The sequence below is a fragment of the Desulfobacter sp. genome, assembly GCA_028768525.1.
Taxonomy (GTDB): domain Bacteria; phylum Desulfobacterota; class Desulfobacteria; order Desulfobacterales; family Desulfobacteraceae; genus Desulfobacter.
The window spans coordinates 1,646,215-1,672,055 of record CP054837.1; the positions used below are offsets into that span (position 1 = coordinate 1,646,215).

General features: G+C 52.3%; 19 protein-coding genes. 10 read left to right on the forward strand and 9 right to left on the reverse strand.

From position 1 onward, the window contains the following. Positions 1-462: 462 nt before the first annotated feature. Positions 463-1,419, forward strand: coding sequence for a TAXI family TRAP transporter solute-binding subunit (locus HUN04_07560; protein ID WDP89582.1), 957 nt, complete (start codon positions 463-465; stop codon positions 1,417-1,419). Between the two features lie 120 nt (positions 1,420-1,539). Here HUN04_07560 and HUN04_07565 read toward each other — a convergent pair whose 3' ends face one another. Continuing rightward, positions 1,540-3,090 (reverse strand): DUF4445 domain-containing protein, encoded by a 1,551-nt coding sequence (locus tag HUN04_07565; GenBank protein WDP89583.1) that lies wholly within the window; start codon positions 3,088-3,090, stop codon positions 1,540-1,542. Beyond that, positions 3,087-5,024 (reverse strand): DUF4445 domain-containing protein, encoded by a 1,938-nt coding sequence (locus HUN04_07570; GenBank protein ID WDP89584.1) that lies wholly within the window; start codon positions 5,022-5,024, stop codon positions 3,087-3,089. The genes HUN04_07565 and HUN04_07570 overlap by 4 nt, the downstream gene beginning before the upstream one ends. 378 nt (positions 5,025-5,402) lie before the next feature. Between HUN04_07570 and HUN04_07575 the strand changes: the two genes are divergently transcribed. From HUN04_07575 to HUN04_07590, 4 genes are all read left to right on the forward strand, one after another. Continuing rightward, positions 5,403-6,836 (forward strand): FAD-binding protein, encoded by a 1,434-nt coding sequence (locus HUN04_07575; GenBank protein ID WDP89585.1) that lies wholly within the window; start codon positions 5,403-5,405, stop codon positions 6,834-6,836. A gap of 16 nt (positions 6,837-6,852) precedes the next feature. Next, entirely contained in the window at positions 6,853-7,800 is a 948-nt protein-coding gene (locus HUN04_07580) for a hydrogenase iron-sulfur subunit (protein WDP89586.1), read from the forward strand. Between the two features lie 32 nt (positions 7,801-7,832). Further along, positions 7,833-9,077, forward strand: a complete 1,245-nt coding sequence (larA, locus tag HUN04_07585; GenBank protein ID WDP89587.1) for a nickel-dependent lactate racemase — start codon at positions 7,833-7,835, stop codon at positions 9,075-9,077. 238 nt (positions 9,078-9,315) lie between these two features. Continuing rightward, on the forward strand, positions 9,316-9,930 hold the full coding sequence (locus HUN04_07590) for an FKBP-type peptidyl-prolyl cis-trans isomerase (GenBank protein WDP89588.1): 615 nt from the start codon (positions 9,316-9,318) through the stop codon (positions 9,928-9,930). A gap of 244 nt (positions 9,931-10,174) precedes the next feature. Here HUN04_07590 and HUN04_07595 read toward each other — a convergent pair whose 3' ends face one another. Continuing rightward, complete coding sequence (locus tag HUN04_07595) at positions 10,175-11,854, reverse strand: PAS domain S-box protein (protein WDP89589.1); 1,680 nt, start codon at positions 11,852-11,854, stop codon at positions 10,175-10,177. Positions 11,855-12,155: 301 nt separating this feature from the next. Here HUN04_07595 and thyA point away from each other — a divergent pair, with 301 nt between their 5' ends. Next, complete coding sequence (thyA, locus tag HUN04_07600; GenBank protein ID WDP89590.1) at positions 12,156-13,022, forward strand: thymidylate synthase; 867 nt, start codon at positions 12,156-12,158, stop codon at positions 13,020-13,022. Here the strand turns inward: thyA and HUN04_07605 are convergent. Then, the gene (locus HUN04_07605) at positions 12,973-14,340 is read right to left on the reverse strand and encodes an MFS transporter (GenBank protein ID WDP89591.1); all 1,368 of its coding nucleotides are present in this window, start codon (positions 14,338-14,340) and stop codon (positions 12,973-12,975) included. The two genes, thyA and HUN04_07605, sit on opposite strands and share 50 nt — an antisense overlap. Before the next feature lie 208 nt (positions 14,341-14,548). Between HUN04_07605 and HUN04_07610 the strand changes: the two genes are divergently transcribed. Continuing rightward, the gene (locus tag HUN04_07610) at positions 14,549-16,183 is read left to right on the forward strand and encodes a hypothetical protein (protein WDP89592.1); all 1,635 of its coding nucleotides are present in this window, start codon (positions 14,549-14,551) and stop codon (positions 16,181-16,183) included. An 8-nt stretch (positions 16,184-16,191) separates the two neighbouring features. Here the strand turns inward: HUN04_07610 and HUN04_07615 are convergent, their stop codons facing one another. The 5 genes from HUN04_07615 to HUN04_07635 form a co-directional block, all read right to left on the reverse strand. Continuing rightward, complete coding sequence (locus HUN04_07615; protein ID WDP89593.1) at positions 16,192-18,549, reverse strand: CZB domain-containing protein; 2,358 nt, start codon at positions 18,547-18,549, stop codon at positions 16,192-16,194. A 204-nt stretch (positions 18,550-18,753) separates the two neighbouring features. Further along, positions 18,754-19,722, reverse strand: a complete 969-nt coding sequence (locus tag HUN04_07620; GenBank protein ID WDP89594.1) for an electron transfer flavoprotein subunit alpha/FixB family protein — start codon at positions 19,720-19,722, stop codon at positions 18,754-18,756. Positions 19,723-19,724: 2 nt separating this feature from the next. After that, positions 19,725-20,513, reverse strand: coding sequence for an electron transfer flavoprotein subunit beta/FixA family protein (locus HUN04_07625; GenBank protein ID WDP89595.1), 789 nt, complete (start codon positions 20,511-20,513; stop codon positions 19,725-19,727). Positions 20,514-20,593: 80 nt separating this feature from the next. After that, positions 20,594-22,660, reverse strand: a complete 2,067-nt coding sequence (locus HUN04_07630; protein WDP89596.1) for a (Fe-S)-binding protein — start codon at positions 22,658-22,660, stop codon at positions 20,594-20,596. Between the two features lie 126 nt (positions 22,661-22,786). Then, positions 22,787-23,371, reverse strand: coding sequence for a TetR/AcrR family transcriptional regulator (locus tag HUN04_07635; GenBank protein ID WDP89597.1), 585 nt, complete (start codon positions 23,369-23,371; stop codon positions 22,787-22,789). A gap of 318 nt (positions 23,372-23,689) precedes the next feature. On the opposite strand from HUN04_07635, the gene HUN04_07640 reads away from it, so the two are divergent. The 3 genes from HUN04_07640 to flgM are packed head-to-tail and all read left to right on the forward strand — an operon-like array spanning position 23,690 to position 25,762. Then, positions 23,690-24,976, forward strand: a complete 1,287-nt coding sequence (locus HUN04_07640; GenBank protein ID WDP89598.1) for a class II fructose-bisphosphate aldolase — start codon at positions 23,690-23,692, stop codon at positions 24,974-24,976. A 59-nt stretch (positions 24,977-25,035) separates the two neighbouring features. Then, complete coding sequence (locus HUN04_07645) at positions 25,036-25,458, forward strand: hypothetical protein (GenBank protein WDP89599.1); 423 nt, start codon at positions 25,036-25,038, stop codon at positions 25,456-25,458. Positions 25,459-25,471: 13 nt separating this feature from the next. Next, positions 25,472-25,762 (forward strand): flagellar biosynthesis anti-sigma factor FlgM, encoded by a 291-nt coding sequence (gene flgM / locus HUN04_07650; protein WDP89600.1) that lies wholly within the window; start codon positions 25,472-25,474, stop codon positions 25,760-25,762. Positions 25,763-25,841 lie beyond the last annotated feature (79 nt).

Below are 25,841 nucleotides of genomic sequence, written 5' to 3' on the forward strand. Positions count from 1 at the left end.
GGATTCATAAAAAAGAATCGTCAGGGGGTGTGAGAATCAATACCCATCCATTACTGATTATCTGTTATCAGCAACGACGGGCACAATATCCATTAGCTTGGTAAACAAAAAACTCCTTAATTCAATCCGTGTATAGCCAAATTCGCCGCCTTTATATCATTACCTGAAAAATCTTGTCAAATTCCGTTGCCCAGGTGAGATATCGATCCCCATGGATATCAGCCGGAAAAACAACCGAAACGGTTATTGCAAAGAGGATGAGACTGCCGAATAAAAGTATCCTCTGTCAAATCCAGGATGGTTGCGGAACAAAAGTTCTAAACAGCGCTGGAAATTACAAAACCAATAGAATCATGCCTTGACTTTGAGGTCTCTTTTTTCCTAAAATTATATTCACTTAGTCTAATTAAACAGCGCCCATTCTCTTATTTTTTTTTAACTCATCACTTCAGGGATAACATTATGAATTATATGAATGTAATCATAAAAAATTATCTGCCCCTGATTCTTAGTTTAATATTGGGGGCAAGCGTTGCCGGAGCTGAAAGCTTCGACCTTCAACTGGGAACCTCCCAGTCAGACAATTTTTCCCGGTTTACAGGACGGGTTCTGGAACGGATTTTTGATCGCCGCGGCCAGGGGATTACCCTGACTGCAGTCCCGGCCCCCAACGATATCCACAACCTGACGAATCTTCAAAACGGCGCTTTGGATATGGCGCTGGTGGACTCCCGCATGTTTTATGATGCCATGGGCAAATCCGGTCATTTTCAATTCCTGGACATCAGCTATGACAGCCTGAGGATTCTTTCGCCCCTTTACAAGGTCCCCATCGCCCTGGTGGTTAATAAAAAATCCGGTATCACTGACCTTAACGGCCTCAGAAACAAACGGCTCAATGCCGGAACCCCTTTATCCACCCAGCATTTATGTGTGGAAACCATTATGGCAGCCAAAAACTGGTCTAAAAAAGACTTCAGCCTGATTGCCGAGATATCCGGGAGCCATTCGGAAGACACCATGGCCTTCTGCCATGAAACAGTGGATGCCATGGTTCATATCGGGGTCCATCCGGATTCCTCTTTACAGCAGCTGTTAAAGCTCTGCAATGCAGACCTTGCCCATATGGCAGATGAAGATATCCGCCACATGGTGGAAAGCCGGCCCGCGTTTTTCAAAATGGAAATTGCCGCCGGCACCTATCCGCAGATCCCCGAAAAGATCATCACCTTCGGTACACAGGCATTGCTGGTCACCACCCAGGACCTTGACGCGGAAACAGCCGGGAAGGTATTACGTATTTTATTCGAGAATGCAGATAGACTTGCGAGTGCCCATCCGTCTCTGAACCTGGTCAACCAGGCAAAAAACGGTTCTTTGGAAAGCCACAGGGGTTCTGTCCTCTATTTCCCCCAATAGCGTTAAGATTTTTAAACCGCTGAAAACCGGCAGAGGTCACAGAATGAAAAAAAGTCTTTGACTTAGTGCCTGAAACCACCCGTTTCATGGCACAGGGTCAGGCAGTTGTGACCTGTCTTTTCATCCCCTTACCGACGGAAACCGGGACCGGTCCGTGTGGGGGTAGAACTTGGCGCCGGAGAACATGTTCATGAACTCCTGGTTGACGTTGAGTTCGATGTAGGTGATGGTCTCCCGGATGGCCATCACCCGGTCAAAGGCCCCGGGGTCCGTGAGCAGCATGGCGGCCCCGCCCAGGGAGGAGTTGCCCAGAACCTCGAATACGGATCGGTCCAAATCCGGAAGCATGCCGATTGATATGGCAGATTCCGGATTGATGAAAGAACCGAAGGTGCCGGCCACGTAAAACTTGTCCAGTTCTTCGAATTCCAGGCCCGAGGTATTTTTTACGATGACTTCCAGGATGGTGTACATGGCGGCCTTGGAGGAGGTCAGGGAATTGAGGTCCACCTGGGAAAGGCAGATGGGCTCCCCTGTTCCTGACGCATGGGCAGGCACCAGGACAAAGGAGGGGATCTCATCCACTTGGATGAGGCGCTCCTTACACACCTCCGGGGCGAATTTCCCCCGGATATCGATCATGCCGGAAAGAAAGAGGGCTGCGGCCAGATCAATCATGCCCGAGCCGCAGATGCCCACCGGCGGTTGTTCCTCAATGGTATGTACCCTTACTTCCTTTGTCTGGGGATCAATGGAAACCGTATCGATGACCCCGGGTCCTGCGGTCATTCCCATTTTGCTCACCCCGCCCTCCAGGGCCGGGCCCGCCGCTCCGGCGCAGGCGATGAGCCAGTCCTTTGAGCCCACCACGATTTCCGCATTGGTGCCCACATCCACCACCAGGGAAGGCAGTTCCTTTTTATCCAGGTCGGAATAGATGATCCCGGCCAACAGGTCTCCGCCGAAATAGGAACCGATGTTGGGAAAAAGGAAACAGACCCCGCCGGGACGAATCCTGAGCCCGAGTCTGGCCGCTGACATGGTATCCGGGATGTTGACGCAGGGGATATAGGGTTCCTTGATGATCTCAAAGGCCTCAATGCCCATGAACAGATGGGTCATGGCCGTGTTGCCGGCGCCTGTGACCATAAAGACATCCTCCGGGGAGCAGCCGCTCTGCCGGCAGAGCAGCTCAAGGTGGTCGTTGACTCCTTCGATGACCAGTTCCTGGAGTTGGGCCAGCCCGCCGGGTTTATTGGAATGGTGGATCCGTGCCAGGACATCGGGGCCGATCTTTTTCTGGGGATTGTCCAGACCGGCCTCGCCCAGGGCCTCGCCGGTCTCCAGATTGATCAGACGGATGACGATGCGGGTGGTGCCGATGTCCACGGCCGCCCCCAGTACCGGTTTTGGGTGGGCCGGGGGCAGCAGGTCCACCAGGCGCCAGGAACGGCGGTCCTTGAACAGGACGGCCGTGGCTTTGAAGTCCTGGTTCCGCAACCTGGCCGGCAGGTCCTTGAGCAGGCGGCCGGGAATGTGGACAAAGCCCGCATCCACCTCTTTTTTCAGGGCCATTTCCAAACGCTGTGCATCGGACAGGTTGTTGCCCAGCATGGGCTTTTCGATCTCTATCTTTCTGACGTATCCCCTGCCGGGGCTTGCCGGACTCATTTGCGAAGGGCCTCCAGTCTTGCTTTAACCTTGGGAAAATAGTTCAACTCGGTGTGGGGCAGGAAAAGTGCCCCCATGTAATGGTCCATGTATGAGGGGGTGGTGGCCAGCTCGAAATTGGTCATCATGCTAACCACCTCGCCCACGTTGCGGCGCAGGGAATTGGTCAGGCAGTTAATCTTGCAGCCCAGCAGCGAGCCGTTGCCGAGGTAGGTGACTTTTTCCGGTTCGATCTCCGGCAGCAGGCCGATGGTGATGGCACTTTCCAGGTCCACGTAGGACCCGAAGCCGCCGGCAAGGATAATCCGCTCCACGTCATGGATGGTAAGGCCGATCTCCTCCAGCAGGGTCAGGGCGGCGGAATACATGGCGCCCTTTGCCCGGATGAGGTTGTCCAGGTCCGGTTCGGTGATGGTGATGTCCCGGTCGATCTGGGTATTTTCCTTATAAACGAGGACATATTCCCAGATATCCTCGGTCTGCCGGATCCGGGGAGTGCCCAGAGACTGGTTGAACTTGCCCCGGGAGTCAATCACACCTGCTTCAAGCAGCTTGGCCGCCAGGGTGATCAGCCCGGAACCGCAGATGCCCTTGGCCTTGGCATTGCCCACGGTAAGGATCATGGGCTCGTAGGTTTCCGGATTGATGGAGAAATCTTCAATGGCCCCCTTGGTGGCCCGCATGCCGAACTTGACCCCGCCGCCTTCAAAGGCGGGGCCTGCCGAGGCCGCGGTGCAGACCATCCAGTCCTGGTGGCCGATGACGATTTCCGCATTGGTGCCGATGTCCATGAACAGGGTCAGTTCCGGGGACTGGTACATGCCCGTGGCCATGACCCCGGCAATGATGTCCCCGCCCACGTAGGAGGAAACCCCCGGGTAGATCAGGGCGATGGTGTGGTCGGGCAGGTCCAGGTTAATCTCCTTTGCCAAAAAGGGCGGATAGAGGATGGATGCCGGCACATAGGGGTCTTTGCGGATATAGGTGGGCTTGATATTCAGCAGAAGCTGGGTCATGGTGGAGTTGCCCGCTAGGGTGATGGTGGAGATCTCGTGCCTGCCGATGCCCGCCTTTTTCAAGCCTTTGTCAATGACCTTGTTAATTGTCCCAATGACCTTTTCATGGAGCACCTTAAGGCCGTCCCCCTTTTCAGTGAAGATAATCCGGGAGATCACATCTTCGCCGTAGGAGATCTGGCCGTTGAATTCGCCGTGCTGGCCCAGGACCTCTCCGGTGTTCATATCCAGGATCTGGCCGTATACCGTGGTGGTGCCGATGTCCACAGCAACGGCAAAATTGCGGTCCGTGGTATCCCCGGGCTCTATATTGATGATCCGGTTTTTCCCGTCTTTGCGCACCGGCCGGACAATGGTGGCCGTGACCTTGAAGTCCTGTTCCCGAATGATGTCCGGTACTTTTCGGATAAGATTGAGGTCAATGCGCAGCCGGTGTTCGTCGTGGTGGAGCTTCAGGTGGTTCATGATCCGGGCCACATCAGCCTGGTTGTCCCCTTCCATGGCCGGGTCCAGTTCCAGGTAGATCTTTTCCACAGGGGGGATGAACAGGCCGTTTTCCTTGAGCACCTCCATGTCCGCATACATGGCCTTTGCCGTGTGGCGTGCCGTGGCCTGCTGGTTGAGGCGGGAGGTGTCCACCTCCGATTCCACGGGGATGCGCACCACCAGGTCCGAAGCCACATTGGCCAGGCATGCCAGCCGGTAGCCCTGTTCCCGGTCCTCATCAGACAGATGTTCGGAGACGCCGCCTTCCACCTCGCCCTCTTCAATGAGGACCCGGCACTTACCGCAGACCCCGCTCCCCCCGCAGGAGGCGTTGATGTGCACGCCGGCTTCCATGGCCGCCCGGATCAAACTTTCGTTTTCTTCAACTTCAACTGTATTTTCATGGGGGAGGAACTTTATGGTATACGTCATTTGATCATCCTTATCTGTTTAAAGACCTTTCAACGGAACAAACCCCGCTTCCTTTTGACGGGCAATTATACTCCGTAGCTTCGGCTTTGCCAAGGAAGTATGCGTATTTTACCCTGTTTTATTCTATGAATTTTTTGCGGCCCAATTTGTAAAACTATTGTCACGCAAAAAGCCGCATAAGCATGTCGCAATTGTTGAAATATGCGAATATTAATATAGAAATTTGAGGTTAAATTTCAGCCCCTTATGCAAGCAAACGCTTATAAAATACAGGAGAGCAAATGGGATTGAAATTTTTTAAAAGTTATGAAAATATTAATGGTCTATCTCATTAAACGACAAGATTAAGGTATTACACCAGCAAAAGGGGACTTTTACATGAAAACGGTTGACGAACCCAGACTAAGGGAAATTGTAGGGGAAAAGAACATCAAGTCGGACCCCTCTGACCTGTACGTTTACGGGTCGGATGCATCGGTTCACCATGCCATGCCGTGGGTGGTTGTCAGGCCTGAAAACACCGAACAGGTCCAGAAAATAATGGTCTATGCCAGCCAGAACGGCATCCCGGTTATCCCCCGGGGCGGCGGCTCCGGCATGTGCGGCCAGACCGTTCCGGTGAGAGGCGGCATCGTACTTGACATGAAGGGAATGAACCGGATTCTGGAGATCAACCTGCCCGATGTATACTGCCGGGTTGAACCCGGTGTTGTGGACGACGACCTGAACCTGGCCCTGAAACCCTACGGGGTATTTTACCCGCCCACCCCGGCATCCTCCAGGATTGCCACCATCGGCGGAGAAATAGCCAACAACGCATCGGGGGTAAGGTCCGTAAAATACGGTGCCACCAGGGATGCGGTCCTGGGCATGAAGGTGGTGCTGCCCAATGGCGACCTTGTCTCCCTGGGCGCCCATACACGGGTTGAGGCCTCGGGATATCAGCTGCACAAACTCATGGTGGGCTCGGAAGGGACCCTGGGCATTGTGGTGGAAGCCACCTTAAGCTTTGTACCCATCCCCGAATACCGGTGCATGGGTGTGGCCAACTTTGATTCCCTTAAAGATGCCGGCGAAGCCATCGGCTCCATCATGGCCTCGGGCACCATCCCCTCCATGCTGGAGCTTGTGGATTCCGTTGCCATAAAGGCCGTGAACAAAACCATGGACCTGGGGCTCAAGGAAGTGGCCGCCTCCCTGATCTTCGAGGCAGACGGACAGGTCAAGGAAGCCGTGGATTATGAAATCAACAAGATGAGAAAAATCTGCGAAAAACACCACGGCAAGGATATCTGGTCCAGCTACGACCCCAAGGAGCGGACCAAAATCTTCATGGGCCGGAAAAAGCTCTTTCCCGCATTGTCAAAATACGACGACAACCTGGCGTCCACCTCCCTGGCCGACGACATGGCCGTGCCCTACTCCCGCATGGCGGACATGGCCGCCAAAATCCATGAAGTAGCGGAGAAGAACGGCATCATCATGACCGCCTACGGCCACTGCGGCTCGGGGTGCATGCACACCAAAATCCTCATGGACACCAAACGGGAGGACCAGTGGGAATCCGCACGAAAAGCCATCCGGGAAATCTATGAGTTTGTCCGCTCCGTTAACGGCACCACCTCTGCGGAGCACGGCATCGGGCTGTCCAAAGCCCAGTCCTTCAAGGTGGAAAAATCCGATTCCATTGAAATGCTGAGCACCATTAAACAGGCCCTCGACCCCTACAACATCCTGAACCCGGGCAAACTCATGCAGGCCCCGGACAACTGGGTCACGGCCGCCAACCTGAGATACTCTGTGAACAGCTAAACAAAAGGGATTAACCATGGAAATTATAGATCAGAAATTCAAACATTTGGAAAAATGGGCAGGCACCCTTGCCAGCTGTATCAGATGCGGATATTGCTATGAACACTGCCCCATGTTTAAACACACGGGTTGGGAATCCGACGCCCCAAGGGCCAAGATAATCACGGCTTTCGGCCTGCTCTCGGGCAATGTTGAAGCCACGCCCCAGGCCGCTGAAAAGCTTTTTAACTGTTTTTACTGCAAACGGTGCGAGGCAGCCTGCTCCTCCGGGGTTCCCCTGACCGAAATTTTCACCGACGCCAAAAAAGACCTGTGTGAAATGGGCCTTAAGGGGCCGGGCACCACCTCCATCACCCGGATGAACTGCGCCAGGTGCCTGATCTGTGTGGGGGCCTGTCCCCACGACGCCCGGTCCATCGGCGAAGAGGGTATTGTCACGGATCCGTCCAAATGCAAGGCCTGCGGCATCTGTGTGGAAGCCTGTCCCGCCGGGGCGGCGACAATTGTCAACACCTTCGGCCTGAGCCGGGACGAACTCACGGATAAGGCCGTGGGTTTCCTGAACAGCCACGAAACGGCCAAGGCCATTGTATTTGCCTGCAACTGGTCCTACTTCCCGGAAATGATGGCCTCCCGCCTGCCGGAATCCGAGACCCATGACAAGGATTATGAAATCCTGGTGAATATGTGCGGGGGCCGGCTGGAAGCCCAGCTGCTCATGGCCCCGTTCCTGAGCAAGGCATGGGGGGTGCTGGTGGCCTGCTGTCCCGACGGGGACTGCGAACACAACGGCAACGAAAAGGCCAAAAACCTGGTCAAACAATTGAAAGCCACCTTTGAAACCCTGGAAATTGATACGGACCGCATCCAACTGGTACAGATACCCGCCGGGGACAAAACCCTGTTCCAGGCGGAAATTGACACCTTCATAGACCAGTTGAACCAGAAAGGCCCCGTGCGCTAGCAGCGCGTACACCAAAGGAGACTATAGAAAAGATGAAAATAGAAGTACCTTACGGAAAAGACGGTTCCATGGCCGCGGACCTGGACGATGCCGTCCAGGTCGGCTTTCTGGAAGCCAATGATGTGCAGATCGGCGACGAAGACCAGTGCATTGCCGGCTCCATCGCCAACCCCATCAATTCAAAAAACTTCAAGGACTTTTTGTCCGACGCCCAGCAGGTGCTGGTGATCGTCAATGACGCCACCCGCCCCACCCCCACCAAAAAGGTGCTGGATGTGATATTCGAAGACCTGAGCCGGGTCAACTACAATTTCATCATCGCCACCGGCGCCCACCGGGGCCCCAGCGAAGAAGAATACATCCAGATCTTCGGGGAATACTATGAAAAGATAAAAGACAATATCATCGTCCACGATGCGCGCAAGGACGAGGATATGGTGCTCATCGGCCAGTCCACCAACGGCACGGAAATGTACGTGAACAAGGCCGGCGTGGAAGCGGATAAATTTATTATCATCTCCTCTGTGGAGCCCCACTACTTTGCCGGGTACACCGGGGGCCGCAAGTCCTTTCTGCCGGGCATTGCCGGATACAAGACCATTGAACAGAACCACAAGCTGGCCCTGGTGCCCGAAGCCAAGGCCCTGGCCCTGGACGGCAACCCGGTCAACGAAGATATGATCGACGCCATCAAGACCGTGAAGCAGGAAATATTCTCCATCATGACCGTTCTGGACAAGCACCACAAGGTCTATGCCACCTGCTCCGGCCACATCAACGATTCCTTTTACGCCGCCATCGACCGGGCCAACGAGGTCTTTGCCGCGCCCCTGAAAGAAAAGGCTGACATCGTGGTCTCCGTTGTGAAATTCCCCCAGGATATAGACCTCTACCAGGCCCAGAAAGGCATCGACAATGCCAAGCTGGCCCTGAAGGAAGACGGGATCATGATCCTGGTGGCCAAATGCCGCTGCGGCATCGGCGGAAAGGCCTTTGCCGATCTGCTGGGCTCCTGCGACACGCCCAAGGCCGCCCTGGACAAAATCGAGCAGGGCTATGTCCTGGGCTACCACAAGGCCGCCAAAATGGCTGAAATCGGACTCTGGGCCCAGATGTGGGGGGTCACCGACGTGGAAGCCGATGTCATCTCCAAGCTGTTCATCAAACCCTTTTCAGATCTCCAGACCGCCATTGACCAGGCACTGGAAGAAAAGGGCAAGGATGCTTCCGTCCTCTTCCTCATGGACGGCGGCCTCACCGTCCCCCTGGTCGGCTAACAGCAGCGAACATTCGTGTCCTCCATGGTGCAGAAAACGCCATGGAGGACACCCTCCTCCGCCAGTCACTGCCATCCTTCTCCGCCGCAAATTTCTAAAATCACCTTGACAGATTCCTGTGGATAGGAATCCGGATGGTCAAAATAACAAACCAAGGCCACTATTTTAATTAATGCAATCTGATTTCTTTTTGTGTATATTGATGAAATTTTTATCAAAAATTTAATAAGGATTTAAAATGAAAGTTGATTTAGATCAGGTCAGTTACGTGTTTGGGCAAAGTGTGGGTGGTAATTTTAGAAGACAGGGCTTTGAAATCGATCCTAAAATTTTCGCGGATTCATTTATTGCGGCTTTTAACGGGGAAGAACCCAAAATGGCTGCCGGTGAAATGCAGCACATTATGCAAAATTTCCAAAGAGCCATGGAAGACAAAAAGCAGGCAGAGCAGATGGAAGCCGGGAAAAAAAATATTGAGGCAGGAAACAAATTCCTTGAAGAAAACATTAAAAATGAAGGGGTTAAAGCAACAGAGAGCGGGCTTCAGTATAAAGTGATTACTGAAGGAAGCGGGAAAAAGCCCGCTGCTACAGATACCGTTGAAACCCATTATGAAGGTAAGACACTTGATGGTGTAATCTTTGACAGTTCATACAAACGCGGCCAAACAGCGACTTTCCCGCTGAATGGCGTCATTAAAGGCTGGACAGAAGCCCTTCAGCTTATGGCAGAGGGGTCAAAATATGAGCTGTATATTCCATCCGAACTTGCATACGGTCCCACCGGCAGCGGCGGAACCATTGAACCCTATTCTACACTAATCTTCACGGTTGAACTTATTAAAGTAAAATAACCCCCAAGGCCATTGACCAGGCCCTGGAAGAAAAGGGAAGGGATGCTTTCGTCCTCTTCCCCCTGGTCGCCCCCCCTTATTCGTGTCCTCCATGGTGGCCAAAACAACCATGGAGAACACGCCCCCGGCAATCACGGCCATCTCCCGCCGCCGCAGATTTATAAAATCACCATGACAGATTCCTAAACCGGATCGGATTCGCCTGATAGAGACTGATAGAAAAAGAGGCGCGTGCAAAGTACGCTTATTCAGCCTTATTCTTGTTTTTCATTTTCAGATACCAACTCTGATTACCATAAAGTTCATCAGAGCATTCTTCACACAGACTATGACTGAATGAGGCATCAGAATGGTCTTCGATATAGGCTTCCAAAGTATTCCAATATCCTTTGTCATCTCGGATTTTCTTACATCTGGCACAGATCGGCAGCAGCCCGCTGAGGGTGCTTATATTTTCAAGGGCATCCTGCAATTCGCGGATAAGCCGCTCCCTTTCATTTTCTGCCCGCTTCCTGTCTGTTATATCTGTGACAAGGCCTTCTATACAGAAAGACTGTTTTTGGTCGTGCCTGATCAGGTGAGATTGAACCAGCAGAGTACGTTTAGATTCTGTCTTATCCCAAAATGTCACCTCAAAGGTGGCGTGCTCTTTGCCGCCTGTCAATTCCTGTATGCTTTTTAAGCCCCTTTCAATGGATTCGGGTTCCCAGTTTAGAAGGTCCATCCACGACTTTCCGATGACATTTTTTCGATCCAGGCCGATCACGCTTCCTGCCGATGGTGACACATAGGTCACGACACCGTCCATCCGGTGACTATAAAGGAAACTGGAAGGGCCAATATCCTCGACCAATTGCCGGTACTGGCGCTGGCTTTCCTGCAGTTCCTTTTCAGCCTCGACCCTTTTGGTAATATCTTTTAATGAGGCAACCCTGAGTTGCCTGCCCCTGGCATCAAACATTTTCCCTTGGATTTCCAGAGGAAAGGTTGTGCCTTCCTTTCTCAAGCCGATGACGTCATAGACATGCTCAGAACCGGACAATATATTGTTTTTGACCTTGTCTCTATCCTTGGGGATTACAAGATCAACGGCTTTCATACCCATCAGTTCATCCTCATCATATCCAAACAGGCGGCAGAGCTTTTTATTGGCTTCAATGATCGCCCCTTTATCCGTCATTGCAATCCCTTCAAAGGCGGCATCTGAAAGGCTGTGGTATTTTTCTTCGTTCTGCCTTAAATTTTCCTTTTCCTCGGATAATTCCAATTCCAGCTTTTGAGTATTTAACTGAATGAATCCCATTACAAATGAAATACACAGCATGCTGGTCACCAACATGCTGATATCAGAAAAAAGACCGGCTGAGGAAAAATCAGGCACATGATTTGCCGGATGCAAAAAATAGATACCTCGGACCAGAAAAAGCAGCGAAAGGGATAGAAATGTGCCATTGAGTATGGAGGCGTTCTTTTTCAAAACATCTTTTTGGTATCTGTAAACCATAAGAAAACAGAACATAAAGTAAACGCCCATAAAAAAGGAGGAGGTGCACACCCGGATGATAAAGTTGGGTCTCACATAGGTGAAAAACGAGAATATGCCTGCCGAGCAGATTAAAGATCCAATAATGTGGAAAACGTAGTTTGTTTTCTGTCCAGTAAATTTCTTAAAGCCGAAATAAAAAAAGATTGTTCCCAGAAATGCCGATAAATTCCCCATGATAATGGTGATAAAATCAGAGAGGGCACCCCTGAAAGCAACCGCCAGGAAGGCGGCGGTTATTAATATGGTTCCAATTGTCCAGTCCTGGAATCCAGGATAGATGTGCCTGCTCCTGATATAATAGATCATGTTGATGCTCAGGGTCAGCATTGTCAGGCAGAGTGCTACAAAAATGGTCTTGAAGTCAAAAAAGCTGTTCATACAGTCCTCAAGTTCCTTTTTTTCACGGTCTGTTTTTGTGAACACCCGCTCAATAAAGATCCATGGGAAAATCAAAAAAAATATTAAGCCTTAGATCACAACCAGATTACTACGAAAAACTATAAATGGCAAAATTTCTTCCCTAAATGGATGGAGGTGCTGCCGGGTAATGATGGAATTCCAAATTCCAGACAATGGTTGACCATGAAATTTTTATTGATTATACATTGCTGTTTTACGATAATAAGGCCGCTGTTTTTATTGTCTGCGATGCAAACCCGAAAATAAGAAAGCTCATTAGATGAAAGCCTATTCAGATATAGTCAGAAAGATACTGGATGAAGGAATCCGGAAAGAAAACCGCACCGGAGTGGACACCATAGCCATCCCCGGCGCCATGTTTGAACATGACATGTCAGAGGGATTCCCCCTGCTTACCACAAAATACGTTCCTTTTCATTTGGTGGCCAGCGAACTGGAATTTTTCATCAAGGGCATCACGGACAAGGAATGGCTGCAGAAACGGAACAACCATATCTGGGACGAGTGGTGTTCACCGGTGAAGGTGCCCTACGGCCACGACGAGGAAACCCAGAAAAAAATGATGGAAGAACGGGAACTGGGACCCATTTACGGTTTCCAATGGCGGCATTTCGGGGCCGAGTACAGCGCATTTGACGCAGCCCCCAAATCCCCCGGGGTGGACCAGCTTAAACGGGTGGTGGAGATGCTCAGGACCAATCCCGACGACCGGCGGATGATTGTTTCCGCATGGAACCCCACCGTGCTTGAAACCATGGCCCTGCCCCCCTGCCACTACGGCTTCCAGGTCACAGTGATTGCCGGAAAACTGAATCTGCTATGGAACCAGCGCTCTGTGGATACGGCCCTGGGGCTTCCCTTCAACATTGCCAGTTACGGGCTGCTGCTCACACTGCTGGCAAAGGAGGCCGGTTTTAAGCCGGGAAAACTGGTGGGGTTTCTGGGGGACACCCATATCTACGAGAACCACATCCAGGGTCTGGAAAAACAATTAAAAAACGAGCCCTATCCCCTGCCCGGCCTGGAAACCGAAAATTTCACCAGCATATTTGACTGGGAATACGCAGACACAACACTTATGAACTACAAGCACCATCCCCACATAAGTTTTGAGATTGCAGTGTAATCTTTCCTGCCCCCGCCTGTTCCCCATCGCATCTGGCAGGCGCACCCTTGTGGTCCCCATCCAAGTCTTCAGGCTCCAGACGGGGATCCATGTGCATGGCCACATTGGCGGAGTCGGTCATGATAACAAAATCCACCTGCTCGTCGGCAGGGATAATTTTAACCGATTCCATCCAGCGCCATGCCAGGGCAAATACGGCAAAGGAGAGACTGCCGGCGGCAAAGAAATAGTACAGCCCGAAGGGGGTACGGGCCAGAGCCATGGCCCAGGGTGCCGCCACAGGGCCGATAACAGACCCGATGCCGTAAACCAGAAGGAGTGCCGAAGAGACCTTGACCACATCTTTGGGTTCAAAAAGGTCATGGGCCCTGGCCACTGCCACAGGATAGAGGGTAAATAAGATCCCGCCGAAAAATACGCTGGCCCCCAGCAGGGTGTTGATGGACCGTCCGAAAAATATACAGATCAATATGGCGATGCCCGCCAGTATGATGCCCAGGGCGGGCAGCACCAGGGAGCGGTCAATCCGGTCTGAGATTGCCCCCACGGGCCACTGAAATAGCAATCCGCCCAAAACGCTCAGGGTCATGAACCAGGAAAGCTGATCCACATCCATGTTGATATCGTGGGCAAATACCGGGCCCATGGCATAAAAGGCCGACAGCAGAAGACCGGCAATAAACACACCGGCCATGCCGATGGGGGTCCGCCTGAAAATTTTGCAGAACTTTATCTGCGCCGGCTCAGGCAGTTCCGGATGGATAGACCGGGTAACCACCACCGGCACGATGCTCAGGGCCATGAAAACCCCCACCAGCAAAAAGAGGGTTTGTTCTTCTACCCCTGCCATTGTTAACAATTTCTGACCCAGGGTTGCCCCCAGATAGGTCATGATCATATACATGGAAAACACCCGCCCCCTGGCACCGGGCTCGGCGCACTCGTTGAGCCAGCTTTCCAGTACCATGAACATGCCGGTATTGCCGATTCCGCAAATGAGCCTGAGGCAGATCCACAGGGGCACATTCACAGCCACCCCGTGAACCAGGACGACGGCGGTGCTCACTGCGGCAAAGGCGGCAAAGGCCCTGATATGCCCCACCTGCCGGATCATTCCCCCGCAAATAAAGGTGCCCAGGGTCAGTCCGGCATAATAGGCGGTAAGCACCAGGCCCGTTGTCTGGACGCTTACCCCGGCCATGGAAAGGCGCAGGCTCAAAAAGGTCGTCAGCAGACTCATGGCCGCCAGCATGAAAAACACAGCGGCATACAGCGACACAAAAGGCTTAAGCAACTGAAATATATCTCTTTTTTCCATTTCGAAATTCCTGTGATGAATGAAAATCGGCGCATAGTATACCCGGCCGGAATATCTGTCAATTCTTTTTTTAACGGGACGCTTAAATTTAATATGAATGAGGTATTTACGACTATTTGCGGTTAAGGTTTGAACCCGTTAAAAAAGGATGATAACAAAAGAGGGTTTTAAAACTCATCGCCACGTATTGCCAGAGGAGAATATTGTTATGACCTTTTTACGGTCCCTTGGGGCCATGTTTATTTCGCTTGTGTTATTGATTTCATTGCCAGCCCCCGGCAGGACAGGCAATACAGCCCATCCGTCTGCCGAAAGGGATAACGTCCTCAGATTTGCCGTTCACGTCAGTAAAATGGGCCAACTGGATCCCCACTTCGCAGCCGCATCCCAGGACAGGACCCTGGCCGACATGGTGTTCAACGGCCTTCTCCGTTACACCCCCGGCAATGCCCCGGCCATTGAACCGGATCTGGCATCGGAGATGCCGCAGTTAAAAATGGATCAAGGACACCAGGTCTGGACGGTCAGGCTTCGCAGGGGAGTCATGTTTCATCCCGGCCCCATGACCCCGTCCTATGAACTCACCGCAGATGATGTGGTTTACTCTTTTGCCAAAGCCGCAGACCCCAAAAGATCAACCTATGCAGGTGACTACGAGGGGATGACCGTGGGTAAAATAGATAAATACACTGTGGAAATCACCTTGGCGCAGCCCATTTCCTCCATTCTTTTTTTCCCGAAAATCACCAACTACAACGGCGGTTTTATCGTCAGCCGGAAGGCAATTGAAAAAATGGGGGAGGCGGCCTACCAAAAACATCCGGTGGGGACCGGACCGTTCATGTTTAAATCGTATGATCCCGGCAGCGGGTTACATCTTGAGGCCCATGGGGATTATTTCAGGGGGAAACCCGCCTTGGATGGTGTTCACCTCTATTTTTTACCCAATACTGAAGAACGGCGCTCAGGTCTTCTGTCAGGCCGATTTGATGTGATTATCGGAAGCGGAAAAAAAGGATTTGCCAAGGCGCTGCTGACCCATCCCGGCATTGAAATTGATCCCCACGGCCCGGGCGAGGTGACCACCATATATTTTAACACCGGCATTCCGCCCATGGACGATATTCGCGTGAGAACCGCCATCACCCGGGCCCTGAACCGCAACGAATTTTTAGATGTCTACGATGGGGCGAGCGCAGGACCTGTTTTTTCGCCGGTCCCTGCTGATTTTCTTCCAGGCGGGCTTACAGCGCAGGAAGTCAGCCAGCTGGGCGTCAAATTCGAGGAAGACCTGTCACAGGCCAGAGCCCTTCTTTCACAGGCGGGATTTCCAAACGGATTTAAATTGGAGCTGGTGGGTTCTGAAAAACGGATATACAGCAGCTTCTACGGAGTGTTGAAAAAACAGCTGGCACGGATCGGTATTGATTGTCATGTGACCATTCTCTCCCATTCTGAAATGCATAAAACCATACGGAATGACCCCAGGCCCATTGTTATCTATACGGCGTGGCGGCCCAATGCAGACGTTTTCCTCTCCCGCTTTTTTCATTCAAATTCGATTCTGGTGACAGGCAAAAAGCCGGATACAAATTTTGCAGGTTACAATGCCATCGACAAACTCATTGAAGGGGCCCGCCTTGAAATTGATCCGGCAAAACAAATTTCTTTGTGGCAGCAGGCCCAGATCAGAATCCTGAATGATAAGGTGGCCTACCCGGTCCTCTATGCAATAATGAATACGCCGCGAAGAAGCGATGTGGATTATGGCCACCCGCTGAAGGCATCAATGGCGCTTTATCCCCAGTTTACTGAAAAAACCAGGCTATTAAACCGTCAATAACCCGGCGGTCAGAAATCCTTGAAATCATCCGCCCCTTGATCATAGGGAATCACCTTGTCGGGCCTGATTTCCCTTTGCCGGGCCAGGTCAATGGTCGGGTGCACCGGAGCGTCTAATTCTGCTCCGGCCGTGCTGCCCCTTGGGCCGGCAATGCCCTTTTTTGCCCGTTCCTTCCGGTTGTGCGCGCCGCCCACAATCTTAACCAGCTGGCCCACGATCTCCTTCATCTGTTCTGCCTGGGCGCTCATTTCCTCGGCGGCAGAGGCGGATTCTTCTGAGTTGGCCGCATTCTGCTGGGTAACCTTGTCCATCTCTGACACGGCAATGGTCACCTGGTCGATGCCCTTGGACTGTTCTCTGGAGGCCCCGGAAATTTCAGCCATCAGTTCGGCGGTTTTCCCGGTGTTCTCCTGTACCTTTACAAAGGCCGTATTGGTTTCCCTGGCCAGTTCTGCCCCCCGGCCCACCTTTCGGGTGGTGGTTTCGATCAGTTCCGAAGTATCTTTTGCAGCGTCGGCAGCCCGGATGGCCAGGTTGCGGACCTCGTCGGCCACCACCGCAAATCCGGCGCCGGCCTCCCCTGCCCTGGCGGCTTCCACTGCGGCGTTCAGGGCCAGAAGGTTGGTCTGGAAAGCTATCTCATCAATGGTCTTGATGATTCTGGAGGTATCCTCACTGGCCTTGGTGATCTCATCCATGGACCGGGTCAGCTCCTCCATGGCTGACATGGCGTCCTTGACCGACGCCAGGGATGTGCGGGTCAGCCCGTCTGCATTTCCAGCATTCTCCGCATTCATCCGGGTCATTGACGCCATTTCCTCCAGGGAGGAGGAGGTTTGCTCCAGTGAAGCCGCCTGGCTGGAGGATCCCTCTGCCAGGGACTGGCTGGAAGCTGAAATCTGACCGGAAGCAGATGCCACCTGGGCGGCGCCCTGGTCCAGATCGTCGGAAATGCGGTTCAATATGTTAACGATTCCCCGGGCAATGATAAAGGCAAGGCCCAGGCCGGTGAAGACGGCGATCACCGAGATAATGGCCACATTTCTTTTGGTGCCCATGGCAGCGTCCAGCATGGCCTTGTCCGTGAGGATATTTTCTGCGGCCTCTTCCCGCAGTTCGCCGAGCAGAAGCTGAACCTGTTTCAGGGACGGGGCCGTGCGGGTGGCATAAATCTGGGCGGCATTTTCATAACCGCCCAGCAATTGGGCTGCCCGGTCTCCGATTTTTCTCAACAGGTCACGGGTCTCGGCAAGCCTGGGTACGGTGTCTGTCTTAAAAATCTCCAGGGCCTGTTTTCGGGCGGTTTCCACCTTTTCGCCGTAAACCATATATTCCCGGATCGCCTTTCTCATATGGGCCAGGGCCGGTTTGGTCTTATTTTTCAAAATTTCCTCGGCCGCATTAAAGGCGCCGTCCCCCAATGCTGTATTGATCTCTTCCAGGCTGGTGTGAAGGGTGTCGTGGGACGCTGCGGCCTTGGAGAGGAATAATTTCAATTCCGGTATTTTACCGGCCAGCGCCTTTGTCTTGTCGCTGGCCAGCCATCGGGTAAAGGGGCATGAAGCCGGATCATGGGGGACACTGAGACCGGGCCTGAACTCCATCACATCGTCCACGGCCGAAGAGACACGGGTTTGGTGTTCGTCCATGGCTTTCCGCATCATGGCCAATACCTCTGGATATGCCGGCTGATACACATTGATAATGCGGACAGCAGAATCGTGGAGGGCTTTGTGGGGAATTTTTATTTTCTCCAGCAGTTGCCCCAGTTCAGGATCCAGCCGGGCGCTTTTCTTGACCCTCTCTCCGTAAAGCCATTGGCCGAAGCCGCAGCGGGTATGGTCGGTCTGCACCTCTATTTTCTCCCTGTTCTCCAGCAGGGCCGTCCGGATGGAGGCAATCCAGTTGAGGTGGTCGATCTCTTTTCGCGCAATAAACTCCGGCAGGCCGGAATCCGCCTTTGCATAGACCCTTTGGATGGCAAGAGCGGATTCGTGGAGGGCCCGGTGGGGGGCCTCGATCTTCTTGAGCAGCGGAGCCATGGAAGGCACCAGTGTTTCGGCGGCTTTTCGCCCCTCGCCATATAGCCATTTGCCGAAGCCGCATTGGGTATGGTCGGTCTCCACATCCAGAGTATGAACGCTGTCATCGGAGATCAATTCGTTCACGGCGTTGGCCCAGTTGAGATGGTCCACCTCCCGCTGGGCAAGAATCCCGTCCAATGCCTTCCCGTCAATGACTTCATCGGCATTGTCCACGATACCGCCCACGCCGCTAAAAGAGAGGATGCCCTGGACGATAAGCAATAACACCACTATTCCAAACCCAAAACCAATACGTTTGCCGATGGTCAGATCACTGAACATTCTCTTTCCTCCTTGGCGAACGACCGGCGCCCGCCTGGAAACCAGCGATAATGGCGGCAGTACCGCCTGAATATGAAAAACGTAATTAAAAAAGTGGAATCGTTAAAGAATTTATTACATGATACGGGAATTCATGTCAATTTTCGCCAATAAAAAAAGGCCCTGCATGGTTGCAGGGCCTTTTTTTGATGCAGTGCGTGTTATCTAAAGTTCTTCAATGGCTTCCTGGAGTTCGGGCATGAACTCAAGGATGTCTTCCACAACACCCACGTCGGCCACCTGGAAAATCGGGGCTTTGGGGTTTTTATTCACGGCAACGATAAAGGGGTTGCCCTTTACGCCGCCCATGTGCTGGAAGGAGCCGGAAATACCCATGGCCATATAGACTTTAGGTTTGACCGTCTGGCCGGAGGTGCCGACCTGGCGTGATTTTTCAAGCCATTTGGCATCGACGATGGGCCTGGAGCAGGAAACAACGGCGCCCATGGCGTCGGCCAGTTCCTGGGCCACTTCGATGTTGTCTTCATCTTCAATACCTCGGCCGATGGAAACCAGCACGTCGGATTTGGTGATGTCCACGTCGCCGACTTCAGCTTCAACCACTTCCAGGAAGGTTCTTTTGGCAGCCAGGTCGCCGGCATCGCCGGATTTATCCGTAACAGAACCGCCGGCATCGCCGCCCTCAACCGGGGCAAAGGCACCCGGGCGAATGGTGATGACCGCGCCTGAGGATACATCTGAAGTCACATGGGTGGATACGGCACCGCCCAGTTCCTGGCGGACGATTTTCAGCAGATCGCCGTCTTTGCCTTCAAAATCAACCACGTCGGCAACATAGGCGGAATCCAGTTTCACGGAGAGGCCCGGGGCCAGGTCCATGCCAAAGGTATCGTGGGCCGCCAGGACAATGGCATCGGCGGGCAGGATGTTAACCAGGGCCTTTCTGACCACTTCGGCGTTGGGATATGCCAATGCGGCATTGTCAACCTTAATGACCTCTTTATAGTATTTGGCCATTTCATTGGCAACACCGTCCAGGTCGGCGCCGGAACCGGTGACGATGGCGGTCACGGTTGCGCCGGCTTCGATTTTTTCAGCCGCTGCAGGATACTCCAATGCCACATCTTCTGCAGCACCATTCTTGAACGGGATATACGCATAAATCTGTGTCATGATTAGAGTCCTCCTTTTGCTTTCAGCTTCTCAATCAGTTTTTCGATAATCTCATCAGTGGAGCCTTCAAGCATTTCAGCGCCGTCGCCCATATCGGGTACAAAGTAATCCACCCGTTTTGTCTTGGCACCGGCTTCGCCCACGGCGCCTTCGTCAACGCCCAGGTCGCCTGCTGATTTTACAGGAATTTCAACCTTGGCCACCTTACGGATGCCGCGGATGCCCACGTAACGGGGTTCGTTGATACCGGTCTGAATGGAAAGCACGCAGGGAAGTTCGATTTCGTTCATTTCCTGGTTGCCGCCTTCGATTTCACGGCCGACCTTGATTTTAGCATCGCCGTCCACTTCAATTTTATTGACCAGGGAGGCATAGGGGTAGTCCAGCATGGCGGCCAGCATGCCGCCCACCTGACCGGCACCTTCATCGGCCTGGGCGCCGGTGAGGATCAGATCGTATTTTCCCTTTTCTATTTCAGCCTTGAGGATGGCGGCAATACCCTTGCCGTCGGAGCCTTCAAAGGCATCGTCAGACAGAAGAACGCCGTTGTTGGCGCCCATGGCCATCTCACGTCTCAAAACTTCTTCGGCCTCGTCGTCCCCCACGGTCACGACGGTGACGCTGCCGCCGACATTATCCACGATCTGAATGGCCTCTTCAACTGCATAGTTGTCCCACTCATTCACAGAATAAACCAGATCGTCACGGTCCAGGTCGTTTCCGGCGGAATTCAGTTCAAATTCGTTCTCAGCTGTATCTGGAACGCGTTTGACGCATACCAAAATTTCCATCTTCGCCTCCTTAAAAATACTTGATTTACATGGCTGCCGGCGGTGATTCCGGCCGGCAGCCGTTTTCAGTCAATTTTTACTTATGCTAGATGTTCTTCTATAAGCTGTGTAAAATCCAGGGCTTCCATCTTCCCTTCAAGCCCGGCCACCTTGATGGCATCCTGGATGTTCACCAGGCAGAAGGGGCAGGCGGTGACAATGACATTGGCACCGGCTTCGGCAGCCATGTTCACCCTCAAAACGCCCATGCGGGTCTCTTCTTCGGGTTCGTAAAAGAGCATCAGACCGCCGCCGCCGCAGCAGAAGGACCGGTCGCGGCTCTTTTCAAGTTCAACCCGGGTCAGGCCGTCAATGGCGTCCAGAGCTTCCCTGGGATCTTCGTACACCCCGTTGTGGCGACCCAGGTAGCAGGGATCGTGGTAGACAAAAACCTTGTCCGGGTCATTGCAGGGGTTGAGTTTAAGGGCGCCGGAGGCTACTTTCTCCGCCACCACGGTGGAAATATGCTTTACCGTGGGCAGGCCCGTATAATCATTTTTCAATGCATTGTAGGCATGGGGATCGGCGGTGACGATTTCCTTTACACCGGATTCCAGGATGGCTTCGGTGTTCTCCTCTTTGAGGGTCTGGTAGAGCATTTCCTCGCCGAAACGAACCACCTCGTTACCGGAATCCTTTTCCGCCTTGCCAAGGATACCGAAGTCCACACCGGCCTTTTCAAGGATGATGGAGGTTCTTCTGGCAATTTCCTGGATATTGTCGTCATAGGAGGTGATACTGTCCACAAAATAGAGGGTATCGGCGGACTCTTTGTTGAGATCTTTAATGGTATGCTCGGCTTTGAACTCTTTATCCTTGGCCCAGTCGGCACGTTTCTTTTCCATTTTGCCGTAGGGGTTGCCGCGCTTTTCAAGGGCCTTCATGGGTTTCTGCAGGGACTGGGGCACCATGCCCTCGTCAACCATGCCCCGGCGCATGTCGACCATCTTGTCGATGTATTCGATCCCCAGGGGACATTCCTGTTCACAGGCACCGCAGGTGGTGCAGGACCAGATCTCGTCCTCGGTATAGATATCCTCCACCAGCATGTTGGGGGACTTGTAGATCTCGCCTGTCATGGGATAATTCTTGAAGATCAGATCCCGGGCCTTGATGGTGATGAACCTGGGAGAAAGGGGCCGGCCCACTGCATTTGCCGGGCACTGGTCGGAACACCGGCCGCAATCGGCGCAGGAGTAGAAATCCAGCATGTGTTTCCAGGTGAAATCTTCCAGTTTTTTAACGCCAAAGGATTCCAGGTCGTCCAGATCCGCATCGGAAACGCCGTGCATGACGGGTTTGATATTGCCGCGGCGGGTTCTCATGAAAAAGACGTTGAAAAAGGAAGTAATAACATGGAAATGCTTGCCCATGGGTAAAAAGCAGAGGAAGAAGAAAAAGGCAATGTCATGGACAAAGTACATGGTCACGTGCAGGCCCTGGAGAAAGCCCAGTGAGGAGGTTTCCAGCATGCCTTTGAAAAACCATACCAGGGTCAGGGGGGCCACGGAATGGCTGTGGACGGTTTCCCTGGCCGCGTAAGCCAGTTCCGAGGCTTCAAACAGACTTTCGGAGAGCATCAGGGTGGAGATGATGCCCAGGACGAATACCGCCTCTGCAGTGTGGTCTTTTCCGTATTTCTCAGGGACCGCGTACCGTGAAGGTTTAAATATCCCCCGGCGGACGGCGGCGATGATACAGGCGATGAGCACGCCCGTTGCGGCGTAGTCTTTGAATACATTATAAATTGCACCCAGTCTGCCGTCGAAGCCCGGCAGGACAAAGCCGTCGGACAGGCCGACAATCACTAGGGTGGTGGAACGGATGGACAAGACCAGGAAACCGGCAAAAATGACGATATGCAGGACGCCGGCCAGCATGTAACGGGGCTGCCGCATCTGGCCCAGCCAGACGGTCACAAGGTTTTTGATCCGCACCGGAATGTCACCGAACCGCTTATCCGGATTTGCCCGGACCAGGGGAGCGATGCGCCGTGCCATGATATAGGTGAACAAGCCCACACCGACGACGGGCAGAATAAAAGACAAAATAATGGTTGGAAAGAAACCGAAAAGTTTAAAACTTGCCGGACCAAGAATTGAAGACATATTCACTTACCTCCCGTTGAGTAATATAATGAATTCAGGTTCATTGAGCTTTATTAAACATAGGCTGTGCCGTCAAGCAAAAAGCCGTATTCACCTAATTTTTACCATTTATATAATGGATGCCGTTTATTTCCCCCGAACGCCTGTCATGTAAAGGTCCACCAGCGGATCAGCCATGGAGACCAGGTCATAGCGGCCGTGGGCCGATACCCAGGTGGAAATCACCCCTTCCACCGCCCCCAGGATAAACCGCTTCACCAGCCCCACAAACAGGTCCTGGCGGATGGCCCCTTCGATCTGGCCCTGTTCGATGATATCCGATAACAGATCCAGGTACATCTTGGAAATATCCTTGATCTGGTGTTCGATTTCCCTCAGGTACCTGACCTCGGACTGAAAAATCACCGCCATGTTTTTATCGTTCTGAAACTCCTGGAGATGGCAGCGGATGAGATTGCGCAGCTTGTCCTCGGCATTGGTTCCGCTGGCCACGGCGGCATTCATCTTTTCAAACACGGATTCGGTTTTAAAACTGATGAATTGGTAGAGGATATCATCCTTGTTTTTAAAATAAAGGTACAGGGTTCCGTCAGCCACACCGGCCTGCGCCGCAATCTGGGAAATGGTGGCTTTGTAAAAGCCGTACTCGGCAAAAACAGCACCGGCACTGTTTAATATCTTATGATATTTTTCAGTTTTATTTTTTTGCAAATTCTTTTGCCCCTCTTTTCGGTCAAATGAATAACGGTTCACTCATCTAACAATAGATCAAATCAAATGTCAAGTCCCGGACCAATAAAAAAATGTAATTTATATTATTATTTTTTTCTATATTTACAGGATGTTATAAAGACCGTGCTTTTTCATGTCAAAAAAAGCCAGCCTTTCAAAACCCTTCACTTTGTTCTGAATAAGAATTCATTATCCCGATAAGGCTTGATTTTAGGGCGGTTTCATGACAAAAAATAAAGATCATTTATATCAGATTTTGATTGTTCAAAGCCATATCGGCTATGGGAGGAAAATAAAATGTCAGAATTATATACCGAAGAATTTCAATCCATCCTTGACTACGGCAGACCGCCCAATGTCAAAAAATGTTTCCCCAACTCCAAGGCCCTGATCGTCAGCGGCAAATACATTGACCAGGCCATGCTGGCCAAGGGCGGCTGTATGACCATAGCGGCCAACGGCCGAAGCTCCTTTGTCATCAGGGGCGCCCTTGCCGCGGCCCAGCGGGCCAACGCTGCCATCATCATAGAAATTGCCAGGTCCGAAGGGGGAACCGCCGCATACTGCCCCACCAGCCTCTGGAACATTGCCCGTCAGACCGATGCCTATATGAACGAAATGGGCATCACCGTTCCGGTAGCCATCCATGCAGACCACTTCGGCATTAAAAAGCCTGAAGATGTAGAACCGGCCAAGACTGAGATCCAGTCTCTGTTCGATGCGGGGATTACCTCCATTGCCATTGACGCCTCACACATGCCCGACGACCAGAACCTTCTGGCCAATATCGAACTCTACCCCTATGTGCCGGAATGGGCCGGCCTTGAAACCGAAGTCGGGGAGATCAAAGGAAAAGAAGGGCTGTCAACGGATGAAGAAGCCCTTTTCCTCATCCAGGGCCTCAACGCCCACAATATCTTCCCGGACTGGATTGCATTGAACAACGGCACCACCCACGGCATTGAGCAGACAGATGCAGGCATCAATGTGGAACTGACGGCCCAGATCCATGACGCCCTGGCACCCTACGGCATTTCCGGGGCCCAGCACGGCACCTCGGGCAACAATTCCGACCGCCTCCGCCAGATTGCCTCCCAAACCCGGACCACCAAGGCCAATGTGGCCACGGCCCTGCAGATGATCTCCTGGGGGGTGAAAGTCAATGACTATGGCAACGCCATTATGGACGACACCGGCAGCTTCATCAAAGAGTCCGGCAAAGGGGTAACCGCCGAAAACTGGAAAAAAATGCTGGCCTATGCCGCAGACAACGACTGGCAGGGCGGCAATTTCAAAAAGCTGAACCTTCCTTTTGAAAGCTGGCTTCTGGCCCAGACCGCCCCGGTAAGAGACCGGATGGTCAAGGCAGTGGAATCATTTGTTTACACCCTGCTCACCGATGTGTTCAACGCAACGGACACAGCCGATTATGTCAAAAAACAAATCCTTGAGAGCCGGTCTCATTTCCCCGGATTCAAGGCTGAAAAAATCGAAGATGAAAATGACTGGACCCGGGAAAAGATCCTTGAGAAGGCGTCCAAAATCGTTGTGGATAAAGGACCTGATGGGGATTGGGACGATTAAAAAAAAATCTAAAGTTTTAATTTTGCCTGTCCGATAATGGGTTTAAGGAGAAAATTAAAATGCAGATTCCGTCATATCAGATACAGAATGTCCTGAAGGTCTATTCCAGACAATTGAGTCAGGGCAAAATGCTGAGCAAAAGCAAATTCGGCAATGCGAATAAGGTATCTGCAGACAGTGTTAACATATCATCTGAAGGAAAACGGCAGGCCATCATTGACAAGGTGGCCGCCAATATTGTCGACCGGATCATCACCGAAGGCCCTAAAGAGGGGAATGAGGAACAGATCACCGATCAGATTGAAAAGGAACTGGGAAAAAAGATAAACTTTACCAAGGGAAAAACCCAGTTCACCTATACCACTGTTGACGAAAACAATAATAAGGTTGTCAAAACCTTGTCTGTAGAAGATTCCAGGTTTGTTGTGGAACGGATGACCGAACTGGCACGCCAGGTTGCAGACAACAATATGGAATCCTGAGGAGACCGCAGACATGAAAATTACAAACACACCCCCAACTTACATCAACCAGACCTATGCCAACCAATCAAACCGGACGGTTAAAAGCAAGGCCTTAAAGTCGGATGTAAAAACAGACAGCATCAACCTATCATCCACCACCCGGGACATGCAGAAAATTTCTGCAGCATCACAAACCGATCCCGAAAACAGGATTAAAAAGGTGGAGGAGCTCAAAGCAAAGGTGCAGTCCAACCAGTACAGCGTCAACGCTGACCAGGTGGCGGAAAAAATGCTTGGACATTTTCTGGACGAACTGGGATAAGCGGCAGCTTTTTCCCGGTTCGCCGGTTCCGTCTGCATCCCGCCCACGCCCCACCCCAGCCAACCACCTGTAATAATAG